The following is a 15752-nucleotide window of genomic DNA, read 5'->3' as shown; positions in this document are numbered from 1 at the left end:
GCTAGTATCAGAGTAAGTTCACTATAAAATGTCTGCTTTCAGCAGTTATTGATAGTTTTCTGACCAGCTCGTGAGCTTCCTTAAGTGTAATTCATTTAGCTGCATAGCAGAAAATTACCAAGGATTTATTTCCTTAAAGGTTTGTAAATATGGCCTAACAGGCCTAATTAAAACATTATCTAATAAATATAAAAATTTGTCTTTAATAATCTAGGAGTGCTCATGGAGTTTAGCGTAAAGAGCGGCAGCCCCGAGAAACAACGTTCAGCTTGTATCGTTGTCGGTGTATACGAACCTCGTCGTTTATCTGGTATCGCGGAGCAATTGGATAAAATCAGTGAAGGTTACATCAGTAATCTACTTCGACGCGGTGATTTAGAAGGCAAACCAGGACAGATGCTTTTATTGCATCATGTACCAAACGTACTCAGTGAGCGCGTTTTGTTAGTCGGTTGTGGCAAAGAGCGTGAACTCGATGAGCGCCAATACAAACAAATCATTACCAAAACCATTAACACCTTAAACGAAACCGGTTCTATGGAAGCAGTTTGCTTCTTAACCGAACTGCACGTTAAAGGACGCGACACTTATTGGAAAGTACGCCAAGCTGTTGAAACAACTTATAACAGTTTATATAGCTTTGATACTTTAAAAACCCGTAAAGGTGAGACTCGTCGTCCATTACGTAAAATGGTATTTAATGTACCAACGCGTCGTGAGCTAACAATTGGCGAACGCGCAATCGATCACGGAATGGCTGTTGCTGCAGGTATGGATTTATGTCGTGACGTGGCAAACATGCCGCCAAACATCTGTAACCCAGCTTATCTTGCTTCACAAGCCCGCCAAATTGGCGAAGTTCATGACAACTTAACCGTGACTACCATTGGCGAAGAGCAAATGGCTAAACTAGGTATGAACTCATACTTAGCGGTTGGCCGTGCAAGTGCTAATGAATCAATCATGACTGTGATGGAGTACAAAGGCGCAGTTGATGAAACTGAAAAGCCAATCGTACTTGTCGGTAAAGGCTTAACATTCGACTCAGGCGGAATTTCATTAAAACCAGGCGATGGCATGGATGAGATGAAGTATGACATGGGCGGCGCTGCAGGTGTTATCGGCGCAATGAAAGCGCTATGTGAAATGAACTTGCCAATCAATGTTATTGGTATTCTTGCAGGTTGTGAAAACATGCCAGCAGGCGATGCTTACCGTCCAGGTGACATTCTAACCACAATGTCAGGTCAAACTGTTGAAGTACTTAATACTGATGCAGAAGGCCGTCTAGTATTGTGTGATGTGTTGACCTATGTTGAGCGTTTCGATCCAGAACTCGTTATTGATACAGCCACCTTAACTGGCGCTTGTGTTATTGCTCTGGGTAAACATGCATCAGGTTTATTCTCATCTCACAACCCATTAGCTCACGAGCTATTAAATGCGGGCGAACAATCTGGTGACCGCGCATGGCGCATGCCGATTTGGGATGAATACCAAGAAATGCTAGAAAGCCCATTTGCTGACATGACTAACTTAGGTGGTCGTCCAGCTGGCTCTATTACTGCTGCATGTTTCTTATCTCGTTTTACTAAGAAATATAACTGGGCACATCTTGATGTTGCTGGTACTGCATGGAACAGTGGCGCAAATAAAGGTTCTACAGGTCGACCTGTACCTATCTTAAGCCAATTCCTAATTAATCGTGCAGGTGTAGATCAAGGCGAATAAGCCTGATTTCCACAAGCCGATAAATTGAGCTTGTTATTAAAAGGTGAAGAAGTGATTCTTCACCTTTTTTGTTTTTCTAAATGAATTAAATAACAAACACATCTAAATGTTAATTTAACCCCTGTACGCCCTAGCCCCATGAGTTGCTTTTAGTGTAAAATCCGTCTTTACTTCGTCAAATATAGTAAAAGCATGCCAAAGACTCTGTTTTACTTAATGCCCGCCATCAATACACAGCCAAGTGCTATCGAAAGTGTATTGTTAAGTGCCTGCCAATTAGCAGAAAAGCATTACCGTCAGCAGCAACTAATTTATATTCATTGCCAAGACAAACAGCAGGCATACGCTATTGACGAATTACTTTGGCAATTTGAGCCAACGGCATTTGTTCCCCACAATTTAAAAGGGGAAGGACCGGTAACTGGTTCACCTGTTGAGATTGGTTTTGATAAATTAGGCGCGAATAAAAGTCGTCAATTACTCATCAATCTTGCAGAGCAAGTGCCATCATTTGCGGTTAACTTTCCGCATATTATCGATTTTGTTGCTAATGATGATGCGCTTAAACACATTGCCCGTGCTCGCTATCGTGAGTACAAGCAACTAGGCATTGAGCTCACAACAACTGAGTTCACTGGCGTTTAAGTCAGTTGATTCGTTAACAATACCAACTATTAATTTAGATTGAGAAAACAAAAATCCCATGGAAAAAACATATAATCCGCAGTCAATAGAGCAATCTCTTTACCAAAACTGGGAAGAGCAAGGCTACTTCAAACCACATGGCGATGAGTCGAAAGGTAATTATTGCATCATGATCCCGCCACCAAATGTGACGGGCAGTTTGCACATGGGTCATGCATTCCAAGACACCATTATGGATACGTTGACTCGTTACCAGCGCATGAAGGGTAAAAACACCCTTTGGCAAGTGGGTACCGATCACGCAGGCATCGCAACCCAAATGTTGGTTGAACGTAAAGTTTTTGCAGAAGAAGGCTTAGGCCGTCACGATTTAGGTCGTGAAAACTTCATCGACCGTATCTGGGACTGGAAAAAAGAGTCTGGCGGAACCATCACTAAACAATTACGTCGCCTTGGTGCTTCTGTAGATTGGGAACGTGAACGTTTTACTATGGATGAAGGCATGTCTGAAGCAGTACAAGAAGTATTTGTACGCTTATATGATGATGAATTGATTTACCGTGGTAAGCGCTTAGTAAACTGGGATCCAAAACTGCACACCGCAATTTCTGATCTCGAAGTCGAAAACAAAGAAAAGCAAGGCAGCATGTGGCATTTCCGCTACCCGCTAGCTGACGGCGCATTAACTGCTGACGGTAAAGACTACTTAGAAGTGGCTACTACGCGTCCAGAAACCATGTTAGGTGACAGCGCCGTTGCTGTTCATCCAGATGATGAGCGTTATCAATCATTAATTGGCAAATTCATTTTACTGCCAATTGTAAACCGTCGCATTCCTGTTGTTGCTGATGACTATGTTGACATGGAATTTGGTACAGGTTGTGTGAAAATCACCCCAGCCCATGACTTTAACGATTATGAAGTCGGTAAACGTCATGCCCTACCAATGTTCAATATCTTAACGATTAACGCTGATATTCGTAGTCAAGCAGAAGTCGTTAACACTGATGGCACGGCAAACAACGAACTAGATAACAGCTTACCTGAGCGTTATGCAGGTCTTGAGCGCTTTGCTGCTCGTAAAGCCATTGTCGAAGAATTTGAGACTCTTGGTCTACTTGGTAAAATTGACCCACATGGGCTAAAAGTGCCATATGGCGATCGCTCTGGTGTGGTTATCGAACCATTACTGACTGACCAATGGTATGTATCAGTTGCACCTATGGCTAAAACAGCGATGGAAGCCGTTGATAACGGTGATATAAAATTTGTGCCTCAGCAATACGAGAACATGTACAACTCTTGGATGCGCGATATTCAAGACTGGTGTATTTCACGTCAGCTTTGGTGGGGACACCGTATCCCAGCATGGTATGACGAGTCAGGTAAGGTGTATGTTGGCCGTGACGAAGCAGAAGTTCGTACTAAGCATAAATTAGATGACTCTGTGGTATTACGCCAAGACAACGATGTATTAGATACTTGGTTTAGCTCAGCGTTATGGACATTCTCAACTTTAGGCTGGCCGAAAAATACTGAAGAGCTAAAAGCATTCCACCCAACAGATGTGTTGGTCACTGGTTTTGATATTATCTTCTTCTGGGTTGCCCGCATGATCATGATGACCATGCATTTCATCAAAGATGAAAATGGTAAACCTCAAGTGCCTTTCAAAACGGTTTATGTCACCGGACTTATCCGTGATGAAGCCGGTAATAAGATGTCTAAATCTAAAGGTAATGTCCTTGATCCACTAGACATGATTGACGGCATCGACCTTGAGTCATTAGTTGAAAAGCGTACTGGTAATATGATGCAGCCTAAAATGGCCGCTAAAATTGAAAAAAGTACCCGTAAAGAATTTAGCGAAGGCATTGAAGCTCATGGTACCGATGCATTACGCTTTACCTTAGCGTCAATGGCATCAACGGGCCGCGACATTAACTGGGACATGAAACGTCTAGATGGTTACCGCAGCTTCTGTAACAAAATTTGGAATGCTTCACGCTACGTATTAATGAACACCGAAGTGCAAACTGAAGGTGCTGATGAAGATGCTATTGGTGAAGCGTTAGATTGTGGTCAACTGTTAGTTGATGGCAAACCAGGTGAAATGGAGCTATCACTTGCTGATCGCTGGATTATCGGCTTGTTTAATCAAACCGTTAAAGCTTATGACGATCATATGGCTAACTATCGTTTTGACCTAGCCGCTAACACTATTTACGAGTTCACTTGGAACCAATTCTGTGACTGGTACTTAGAACTAACGAAACCTGTAATGCAAAGTGGCACTGAAGCTCAGCTTCGTGGTACTCGTCATACTTTGGTTACTGTTCTTGAGCAAATGCAGCGCTTAATGCATCCAATGATGCCTTACCTTACTGAAACCATTTGGCAGCGTGTTAAACCGCTTGCAGGTGTTGCAGGTGATACATTAATGTTAGCTGCATTCCCTGAATATGACGCCACTAAAGTTGATGCTCAGGCGATGGAAGATCTTGAATGGGTTAAGCAAGTGATTACTGCTGTACGTAATATCCGTGCAGAGCTTAACATTGCCCCTTCTAAGCCATTAAATGCACTTTTACGTGGTGTCAGTGAGCAAGATAAAGCCCGCCTTGAAGCAAACCAGACTTTCTTCAAAACGCTAGCCAAACTTGAGTCAATGACTGTTCTAGCTGATGGTGAAACGGCGCCAATGTCGACGACACAGCTTGTGGGTGACATGGAGCTATTAATCCCAATGGCTGGACTAATTGATGTGGCTAAAGAAGTTGCCCGCATTGATAAGTTACTTGAAAAAGCCGCTGGTGAATTTAAGCGCATCGAAGGCAAGTTATCTAATCAAGGTTTTGTTGCAAAAGCACCAGCTGCCGTGATTGAAAAAGAACGCGCTAAGCAAGCTGAATATCAACGGGATATTGAAAAGCTTACGGAACAGAAGACTGAGCTTGCTAAGCTCGAAGGATAGAATGCACAGCTAATAACTGTACATAGGTTCAGTGAGAGTGAATCAATCCTGTTACTAAAAAAAGGCCATCAACAATTGTTGATGGCCTTTTTAATAGATATTGATAACAAACTCTAACGAATACAAAAGTAATTTATAGTAGATGTTTATATAAGTATTGATGTGAAGATTAAAAGCAGCTATTGCTCGTCAACAATTAACATATATTGTGGATATTTTAAGCCTTGTCCCGACTTCTTATTCGCAACTACCTTAGCGCCAATATCAATATACTCTCCACCAGCACCGGGATTTTCTAATCCCAAAACAGGGAATGTTTTATAGGTTGTATTTTTATATCTTACTTTAAAGTTCTTAAGTTGAATAAGTGGTTCATTATTCAAACTCAAAAAATTGATATCAATGGGAGCTGTGCCATCAGAGGTAATAAAGTACCTTCCCTGATAGTAGTCATTATCAAGTAAAGTAGAATTAGTGGCGTTACCAATTGCACCTTTCCAGTTCACAACAACTGTGGTGCTTGAGCCACTATTTTGTAGCACTGTGGGAAATTTTATTGGTTGAATTTCAGTGATGGCTATTTGGGCTGAGGCAGCCAAGCTTATTAAGCTCATACACAAAGCTAGCAAACTTAATTTCAAAGCTTCAAATGGAGCAACAACGCAATTGACAACCCGCATAATATATCGCCTTATGTAAATTTATTTTGTTTATTATCAATACATTAGAAGCGCAAAAATAAATAATAATGATTTCATAGAAAAAAAAGAGCTAACAACAGATTATTACACGATTTCAACATGTATCACTTTGTACAACCCTCAGCATCTTCTCAATCAAATCATAAAAAATCAACCATCATAATATTTTGGTATTGTTCTTTTCTCAATTCAGTCGATACGAATAAATTCACTATAAAATACAAAAACAGTTAAAAAACGCTCAAAAAAAGATTAAAAAACAACCAAACAATCACTGTCATAAAACTTTAACATTACATGTAAACCTCACAGAAACTGTGTGTTTATGGGGAAACTCGCAGTTAACGCAGTATTATGGAGTCGCAAAATCTATGGTTTATAGTTTTGATTTTCAGCGAGTTAAACACCAGTTTGAATCCTAATACTTTTTAACTACACAACTCATATTCATCTAGGTTATAAATTAGAACTTTTAGTTACACCAAAAGTACAAGCCCACCTTGTACCCAAAGTGTTGCAAAATATTTCAATAATGTTACTTTGATTTCGCCCTACAAATAAGTCGTTGTTTAAATACGATAATTATCCGCACAAAAAGTATGGGCTATTAAAACTATAATATTTTACCTTGGAACATAAAAATGACTAAAAAAATACTATTATCTACAGTTATAGCTTCAACATTACTTCTTTCTACTCAAGCCGGTGCAGAAGATGCGACAGGCACAGCAAACTTCAACTTGGTTTACCCGATCACAGTTGCTGAAACTGAGCAAATGGAATTCGGCGATGTATCTATTGCAGCTGATGGGCAATGTGCTTTAGATTATTCAGATGCCACTTCTGGTGTCGCATGTGTTGCTGGCGGTAATACTGCAAATACCGGTTTATTCACAGTAACAGCTGCTGATGGCACGGTTAACTTATCACTTTCAGCTGCTGATACTTCTGTATCTGGTGTCACTTTTACCCCAACACTTGCTAGTGCAACTGGCACTGTGGCAAGTAACACACTTGCTGTTGACGTTGGTGGTACATTGGATATTGTTGCAGCAAGTGCAGCTCCAGGTACTCACGCACTAACTTATACACTTTCAGTAACTTACTAATATTATTAACTCTAAAAATTAGTAACTTACAAATAGATTATTCATCTATTTGAGAAAACGTAAGCTAAATCCCGTAGTGGTTTTACGGGATTTAATTCCTACATTTCAACACATTTACAAAACAAGCTCGAAGTAAGCTAACAATAAAAAATTATAATAATTGCAATACGTTGCATATAAATTTAGCTGGGCATTGCCATGAAAAAATTATTTCTTTTTGCCACTTTGGTTCTCACTACAGTTCCGAATGTGTACGCAAACCTTTTAGTTACCCCCACACGCGTTGAACTCGACAATAAACGCGATAAGAGTGCCGTGTTTTCATTGGTTAACAAGAGCAGTGAAACTTCACGCTATGAAATCTACCTTGAAGATAAACGGTTATTGGATTCTGGTGAGTTTGAACTGCTTGAATCTAAGGCTACCCCTACATCCTTGACCCCTTTTACTCGCTATTCTCCAAGAAGAGTAAGTTTGTCACCCGAGCAAGGGGCTAGAGTCCGTCTTGCTGTAAGACCGCCAAAAGATATTCAATCTGGCGAGTATCGAAGCTACATTGTGTTTCATCAAATTCCACTTGCCCCTACTAATGAGTCTGAAGCAAGAACCCCATCAGACACAATGAAACTGTCGGTAACAGCTTACTTACGTATTGCCATTCCTGTGATCATGCGTGTTGGGCAATTGACTGCTGAACTCGCTATTAAGTCAAACGGACTCAATACCCAAGGCGGTAAACAGCAGCTAATTGTTGAAATAGCCCGTGAGGGACAAAGGAGCAGTTATGGCGATATAGAAGTATTTGATGCTGAAACCAACGAACTAGTGGGTAGTTTGAAAAATGCGTCTATTTATACTGAAAATGAACGCCGCTCTTTTGCAATTACACTGAATGAACCTCTAAAACCCAATACCAAGCTATTGGTAAAATACATCGAAAATGATGGTTTATTTGAAGCAAAAACGGTTGAGCAAACCATTAATTTTTAATGTTTAAAAGGACATTCACTGATAATTACTCATAACTGATTAATCCTACCGTGATCAAACGGAAGATAAATCGATTAGCAAAATATGCTTTAGCCATTAGCTTACTTTTGCTTTATATCGAATTAGTCAATCCAGGGCTTGAATCATCAAAGCCCTGGAAGTCAGATCAACACGCTTTTTTATCATCACTTGAGCTCCCTCCTCCATCGCAACAAATAAAAAACTCTAGAAAAGTTCATCAGCCTGAAACTATGAGGAAAGTCATTCCAGCCCCGTCTATAGCAGGAAGTGAACACGCAATAAGTGATGGTGCAATGAATGATATTGCCATTAATAATAGTGCAGTTAGAAATAGTGCTAACAATACAGATAATGTTGAGCAAATAACCTCTGAACAAGTGGACATTAAGTCTCCTTTTCTTACTGGAATGTCGCAAAAAACAACCAACAAATTAGACAATAGAAAATTGATTGAAACTGAACATAACAATGTTCAAACCAAAAGCGGCGAGGCACCTCAAGCATCCAGTTTTACTCAACAAAATATGGCCGGTAATAAAGTAACTGCCCCTATTCATCTTCCGATGCCACAACCTAGTTCATTGCATATTAATCCAGAGAAAAGCACTAATAAACACACTACTTCTCAAGACGTTATTGCTAAACGACCTATGTCTAAGTTTTCTATCCCTAAAGAAAGCAGTTCTGAGGAAGATGAATTAACTTGCTCTACATTAATCAATCGTACCTACGCTTCATCTGCTGCAAATGAAGAGCAATTTCTTGTTAGTCAATTTAACTATGGCACTGAGCGTTTAAGTGATGAAATGTTCATTTATCAAAACGATGGAGTTGTATATCTGCCCATGCAATTTCTAGCTGATAACTTGATGCTGCCGTTGCAAACAGAAATGTACCCACTCAGTTTGACAGGTTGGTATTTATCAACAGACAACCCTGTGGAAATTAACCAAGGGCTCATGCGCTTTACAGCCCAAAATAGCGATTGCGAACACAGCGCAACTCAAGTGTATTTTGATGATTGGGATTTATATCTAGATGTTTCTGTGGTCAAACAGATAACTGGATTAGAGATTAAATTTGATCACGCAAGACAAATGCTCGAAATAAGTGAAAACACACTAGTCCCATTAAGCCAATTACTCGCTCGACAAAAACGCTATCAACAGTTCAACGACCAGAAAAAAGCGAACTCACCAACAAATCAACGCCATATTAAAACCCAGTACGCTAATTTGGGTGATTTAGCGCTGCATGCTGATTTAGGTGTATCCCAACGTAAACAAACAGACACACAAGATCCCAGCTTTGATGGTTTCATCCAAGCTCGTACTCACCTTTTAGGTCACAGCGCCTACGCAGGGTATTCATGGTCAGACTATGGGGAAAGCCTGAATGCCTACATCGAAAAAGAAATGTCTGATACTTGGGTTAACTATTATCGACTTGGCAGTATCGACTCCCATAACTTAGCACTTGTTTCTAGTTCCAGTACTGGTGAAGGTGTCGTTATTAATGCTGGCGATGCCTTTACTGATGATATTCGCTATCTCGTCGTTGATGGTGAGTTAGAACCTGGTTGGGATGTAGAGCTTTATCGAAATGGTGGTTTAATTGGCGTCCAACGAATCACGGATAACGGCCAATACCGATTTGAACAAGTGCCCTACTATATTGGCTTGAATCAATATCAACTTCGTTTTTTCGGCCCCAATGGTGAAACCCGCACAGAGTCTTTCAGTAAGTTACTAGACCCTTCGCAAATGAAAGCCAATAGCTTTGGAATGAATTTCGGGGCAATGCAACGTGAACAAGATAATTTAAAGCAAGTTTATGCTAGCGCAAATTGGGCGGTTACAGATAATTTTTCAGCTGGAGTTGCCATCATTGAGCAACAGATATCAAAGGATAAGTGGCTTTTTAATCCGACTGTCACCCTAAACCTATTGACAGATAATAGTGTATGGCAGCTTAACCTCACGGGTAATGAAACCGGTACAGCGGCCAACCTCATAGCCCAAGGCAGTAACGAGTTAATTGATTGGCAAACGGAATGGGCAAAATATAATGATTTTGAATCTTGGGATAATCAAGACAATCAACTAAAACAACTCGCCAGTATTAATCTAAGTGGTAACTTAGAGCACACAAACATGAGTTGGGCGCTCAGTGGCCGCTGGCAGGACCAAAACCTAGGTAGCGATAGTTTGTTTGTAGCAGCTACGGTTGCAGGCCAATTGCAGCACTTATCATTAAGCAATGAATTAAGTTGGCAAAATATCGCTAACAATGAAGTGTGGGCAAATAGACTTGCACTTTCAGGTCGAATTGATGATTGGTATTTAAGAAGTTACGCAGATATCGCCCTCATACCAGATACAGAATTAACTCAGCTAGTATCCAATGTCAGTACTTCATTTACCGACAACAGTAACTATCAATTTGAAGTGCGCTATCAACCTATGGCTAGTGCAGAAGTCACAGTTAAGAATTCTTTATCTTACTTTTTAGATACAAGTACCCTCAGGTTTTCCGTTGAAAATGACTCTGAAGGTGACTGGTTTGCTCAGTTTAAATGGAGTAGCTCCGCACTGTTAATCGCACCCGATAATACTTGGCTGCTTGATCGCGTCAGCCATTTAAATACGGGAAGTGTTAAAATAATTGCCTTTCAAGACGATAATAACAATGGCTTATTTGATGACAATGAACTGGCCATGAGTGGGCTGCAGTTTTCCGGTCACACCAATGCTGACAGTGAGACTGATGAAAACGGCCAACTGCTCATAACCCATATTCAAACATCAAGACCCCATAAACTTGTGCTAAATGAACGTTCACTGCCCGACCCTTTTTTATTGCCCCTTAACAGCACTTTGTTAATTCAAGCCCATGCAGGCAATGTTGCTGAGGTGCTATTCCCTGTTCTGTTTACGGCGGAGTTAGATGGCGAAGTGTTTTATGATAATGGCGAACCAGCTAAAGGGGTACCTATCACCCTTATTGACAAACAAGAGGCTAAATATCATGCGCGAGTTGAATATGACGGAGTCTTTATCTTTGAGCAACTGGTGCCGGGTGAGTATCAAATAGAGATAAACAAACAACGACAATCGCAATCCATTACGCTAGCACCTGGCGAATATGTGACCTTTCCCACACAAACACTTAAACAAGAATATAAATAACAACATTATACTGCGCGTAAATCCACCAAGGACTACAATTAAACCACCGTACCGATTGGGAATCGCTTGTGTCCTTATTTATCTTAACAACGGCTATAGCCCAAGCCCACTTTACCCTAGTTTCCCCAATTGCAATTGAGCAGACTCAAGCAATAAATCTAGGGATAATTAGCAATCAAATCAGCGTTCACTGCCAGCTTGATCAATTTTCCCGTCAAGGTTCTGGATGCATTAGCTCTGACAATCAATTAGGCCAGTTTGCTATTAATGGCAACGAACAAGCAATGATTAATGTTGTGGTTTACCCAAGTGATAATGCCAATATCGCCTTCACTCCAATTTTACCCAATGGCACCCAACAACAGTCATTTTCTTTATCAGATTCCACAACCGTTATTGAGGTTGGTGGCAAAGTTGATGTCATTGATGACAAACTGACTGGACTTCAACAAGTCAATTACACAATTGAAGTTAATTACCAATAAGCGGCTTTACTTACACTAAGTTGAATTTCTGCATTCATGTAGCAATATCAACATAAAAAGGTAATTTTAGGCTGTTTTATTAGTCAACTGCACCGATTTGCTGTATAAGCATCGCCTCTAGAATATTTTTCAATCTTTGTGGAATTAGGCTAACGACTTAGTCCGTATAATTCTGCGTTAATTGATAGCCAACTTTTACTTTTATACCGATAGGCAAACACGAATATGTCAGACAAATTTTTCTTTAAAGGCCGTCAAACGCCAAAACCTGCCTACGGCGAAAGTGGCTACAACACCAAACGCCAAGCTAAAATTGGCACAGCAACCAACCCGTTAAAATTGACCGTGCAAAATGAAGCACGTCAGCAAGAAGTCATGTTACTTGTTGAACAACACAAATTATTAGCCGATATTACTATTAACCCTGACATTGCTGAAGATATTCTCCAATTAGAAGGGATATTAAATAAGCCAACAGCAGTTAAAGCAGAAGCTAAAGTTAACCGCAACGATCCATGTACATGTGGCAGTGGCAAAAAATACAAAAAGTGCTGTGGTTAACTCTTCATCACTGAAGCGTTTCCTCGCTCAATAACCCCCTCCTATGTATCGGTATCACTAAGCACCATCCCCATAGAAGCAGAAATTAAACATCGGAGCTAAATGTAATTTTGGCTTCGATTTATATTTGTTATGTAAATATCTTTATTTTGTGAAATATTATAAGCTTAACTCCGTTCTTATTTTGCTAAGTCATAGTGTGCTTAGTAAAGGGCAACACTTTTATCAACAGGTTAGATAAACAACCAATGTGATACTAGGGGTCAAAGTGAACAAAGTCATAGCAGTAAAGCCACTCATAACAATGGGCATAAAATTTAGCACATTTATCAGTGCAACAATCTGCGCTCTAGTCAGCTTACCAGCTATGAGCCAACAACTTACCGTAGTTGATGCCAATACTGCACCCATGGCAAATATGGTGGTCTATCTTACCCCCATAACACCAATACCCGCTGATGCTCAATTACCTGCTAAGCCCCCTGTGGAAGTACATCAAGAAAATAAGCAATTTAGTCCTTATATCACCGTTATCCAAAAAGGTTATCAGCTCAAATTTGTTAATGACGATGATATTACCCACCATATTTATTCTGCATCCGGCCCTAAACGTTTTTCATTCAAATTACGCAAAGACAGCACTCAACAAGATATGGTATTTGATCAAGCAGGCCACATTTCTATGGGCTGTAATATTCATGACTGGATGAGTGGCCATGTTTTAGTTGTCGATACGCCATTTTATGGTGTGACTGATGCGAAAGGTAATATTCACTTCAATGCTTTACCTGACAATCAATATCAATTGATGGTCTGGCATCCGCAAATGCAAACCGAAGATAATCAATATAGCCAAATCATTACCACGCCCCTAAATCAACCTTTAACAATTCAAATAATGGCGTCAATGGATGACATTCCAAACCAGCAGAGCTTGGATGATTTTGATTTTCTGGACGGATATTAATGCTTAAAACCTTCAATAGCATTCAAACGCGGATATTCACTTTTTTATGGTGCTGCTGATAGCTGTGCAAGCTATTTCTTTTGCGATTAATTATTATTCGAACAAACGTCTGGAAAAACAGCAACTAGAAAATCAACTCTCCGTGGCTGAGTTAGTATTTAAATCTGAATACGACAATCGAAACTATTATTTGTCAGCCTTTGCCGAAACTGCAGCTAAGGATTTTGGCCTTAAAGATATCTTTATTGATGGCGATAGCCGTAGCTTTTTAGTTGCATTAAATAATCACCGAAAGCGAATTAATGCCGACTTAGCCATCGCAGTGGATAAGCAAGGAAAAGTAATTGGGCAATTAGTCACTACTGTTGAAGGCCCCAATAAAGGCAAAGTAAATGTAGGCCCAGAACAAGGACAAGCATTTCAGTTACCACTCGCAACTGAGTTTGAAGCAACCAGCCCTTTGTATCCGCTTAACGAACACGTTTACCAGTTACGGTTTTCCCCATTGACCAGTGGCGCTTCAAACATTATTGGTTGGGTGGGTTTTGGTTTTATTATTGGCGATGAGTTGACCCAATCATTGTCCAATCAAACAGGCTTAAACACAGGTTTTTTATTAACAACGGAAGGTAAAAATCAATTAATCAGCCTTTCTAATACCCGTTTCACTCATACCGACCACCAAGTGATCAGTGATTTTATAGAACACAAACGTGCTAATGATGAATACATATTGTGGCAATCGGGTTTAGGTGAGGTTCAGCAAGACTCTAATACTAATGCAGAGTTACATGCCTTTATGTATTTGAGCCGCAATGCTGCGCTTGAATCAGCACAAGCCCATTGGTTTCAGCAATTACTGCTAATTCTATTAATGCTGCCTTTATCATTGTTTGTGGCTTATATTATTGCCCGAGGAGTCACCAAACCGCTTACCATATTGATTAAACAAGCTCGGTTTATCGCTAAAGGGAATTACAACTCTAAAGTAGAGGTCGGTAATAGCGCCGAGATGCAAGAGCTCGCTGAAGAAATTACCGCGATGCAACAGGCTATTTTAAGCCGTGAAAACAAAATTGCGTTTCAGGCATATCATGATCCGCTTACCAATCTTGGCAACAAAAATGAGTTGGTGCGCGTTACTAAAACTTGGTTCGACAATAAGTCATCACTCGCAATCTGTTTGCTCAATATTCGCCGCATGACAGAAATTAACGGCACTTTAGGGCATATCGTCGGCGATATGGTGATCACTGAAGTTGGACGTCGATTAGCAAGCTTTGATGAAATCGATTTAGTCTGTCGTATTAACGGCGACGAGTTTGTACTCGCCATAGAGCACTCTGAGCAAAAATCACTGACAGATTTAATCAATAAAGTGCAACGAACCGTAGAAGAGGATTATTGCTACCAAGATATCTCTCTGCATCTACAAACCACTATCGGCATTAGTTTCGTTTATTACCCAAGCGATATCGAAACCCTACTTCGCCAAGCTGATACGGCGCTGCAGCATGCTAAGAAAAATCGTCAACATATTCAGATTTATCATCAGCAAATTGATGTAAACACCTTAGATAGGTTGCAGCTAGTTAACGATTTAAAACCAGCCATTGAACATGATGAATTAGTCCTGTTTTACCAACCCAAACTTAACCTCAAACTTAATAAAGTTACCCATGTTGAGGCGCTAGTTCGTTGGCAACATCCAATTAGAGGGATGATCCCACCTGATAGCTTTATTCCTATTGCTGAAAAAATGGGACAGATGAATGCACTGACTCATTGGGTCATCAACCAAGCTTTAGAACAATACCTAAAGTGGCAGCAGCAAGGAATTAAACTGGCTATTGCGATTAATATCTCGGCAGAGAATTTAAAAGACAATCAATTCTGCCCACTGGTATTGGAGATGATTAAAGCCAAGCAAGTGCCTATTGAAGCGCTCACTTTAGAAATAACCGAAGATGCAGTAGTGGCCGACCCTGAGCAGGCCATAAAACAATTAACCGAATTGAAGCTACACGGTCTTAAGTTATCAATTGACGATTACGGTACAGGCTACTCCTCTTTAGCCCAGCTAAAACAACTCCCTGTAGATGAGCTAAAAATTGACAAGTCATTTGTGCAAAACCTAATGACCAGCGAAGACGATAAAATTATTGTCAGCTCAACGCTGCAGCTTGCTCATAACCTAGGGTTAAAAGTGGTGGCTGAAGGCATTGAAGATGAAGGTTCCCTCAAGTGGCTAACACAACGAGGCTGTGAAATGGGCCAAGGCTTTTACTTGTCAAAACCCGTTGATGCTGAGAAGTTAACCCAATGGTTATCGCAGTCAAATTACCGTTAAAACATCACTAATCCGTTAATAAAATCAAAA

General features: G+C 40.3%; 11 protein-coding genes. 10 read left to right on the top strand and 1 reads right to left on the bottom strand.

Going from position 1 to position 15752, the window contains the following annotated elements:
- Positions 1-222 precede the first annotated feature (222 nt).
- From pepA to AC0L4E_RS04430, 3 genes are all read left to right on the top strand, one after another.
- Positions 223-1731 (top strand): leucyl aminopeptidase, encoded by a 1509-nt coding sequence (gene pepA, locus AC0L4E_RS04440; protein WP_220751574.1) that lies wholly within the window; start codon positions 223-225, stop codon positions 1729-1731.
- A gap of 192 nt (positions 1732-1923) precedes the next feature.
- Positions 1924-2376: a DNA polymerase III subunit chi gene (locus tag AC0L4E_RS04435; protein ID WP_220751572.1), complete on the top strand. Its 453-nt coding sequence runs from the start codon at positions 1924-1926 to the stop codon at positions 2374-2376.
- A gap of 58 nt (positions 2377-2434) precedes the next feature.
- Positions 2435-5350, top strand: a complete 2916-nt coding sequence (locus tag AC0L4E_RS04430) for a valine--tRNA ligase (protein ID WP_473678178.1) — start codon at positions 2435-2437, stop codon at positions 5348-5350.
- A 179-nt stretch (positions 5351-5529) separates the two neighbouring features.
- Here the strand turns inward: AC0L4E_RS04430 and AC0L4E_RS04425 are convergent, their stop codons facing one another.
- Positions 5530-6030, bottom strand: coding sequence for a hypothetical protein (locus AC0L4E_RS04425; RefSeq protein WP_473678177.1), 501 nt, complete (start codon positions 6028-6030; stop codon positions 5530-5532).
- Positions 6031-6692: 662 nt separating this feature from the next.
- On the opposite strand from AC0L4E_RS04425, the gene AC0L4E_RS04420 reads away from it, so the two are divergent.
- The 7 genes from AC0L4E_RS04420 (at position 6693) to AC0L4E_RS04390 (ending at position 15722) form a co-directional block, all read left to right on the top strand.
- Entirely contained in the window at positions 6693-7160 is a 468-nt protein-coding gene (locus tag AC0L4E_RS04420; RefSeq protein ID WP_473678176.1) for a VCBS domain-containing protein, read from the top strand.
- A 198-nt stretch (positions 7161-7358) separates the two neighbouring features.
- Positions 7359-8150 (top strand): fimbrial biogenesis chaperone, encoded by a 792-nt coding sequence (locus tag AC0L4E_RS04415; RefSeq protein ID WP_473678175.1) that lies wholly within the window; start codon positions 7359-7361, stop codon positions 8148-8150.
- Positions 8151-8401: 251 nt separating this feature from the next.
- The gene (locus AC0L4E_RS04410; RefSeq protein WP_473678174.1) at positions 8402-11359 is read left to right on the top strand and encodes a carboxypeptidase regulatory-like domain-containing protein; all 2958 of its coding nucleotides are present in this window, start codon (positions 8402-8404) and stop codon (positions 11357-11359) included.
- Between the two features lie 68 nt (positions 11360-11427).
- Entirely contained in the window at positions 11428-11844 is a 417-nt protein-coding gene (locus AC0L4E_RS04405) for a hypothetical protein (protein WP_473678173.1), read from the top strand.
- 225 nt (positions 11845-12069) lie between these two features.
- Positions 12070-12405, top strand: a complete 336-nt coding sequence (locus AC0L4E_RS04400) for a PBPRA1643 family SWIM/SEC-C metal-binding motif protein (protein WP_473678172.1) — start codon at positions 12070-12072, stop codon at positions 12403-12405.
- A gap of 268 nt (positions 12406-12673) precedes the next feature.
- Positions 12674-13372, top strand: coding sequence for a cupredoxin domain-containing protein (locus tag AC0L4E_RS04395; protein ID WP_473678171.1), 699 nt, complete (start codon positions 12674-12676; stop codon positions 13370-13372).
- Between the two features lie 46 nt (positions 13373-13418).
- A complete protein-coding gene (locus tag AC0L4E_RS04390; protein WP_473678170.1) occupies positions 13419-15722 on the top strand; it encodes a putative bifunctional diguanylate cyclase/phosphodiesterase in 2304 nt (767 codons plus the stop codon).
- The last annotated feature ends 30 nt before the right edge of the window (positions 15723-15752 follow it).

The sequence above is a fragment of the Shewanella sp. GJ50-10 genome, assembly GCF_055808815.1.
This window is presented reverse-complemented; position numbering and strand designations above follow the sequence as displayed.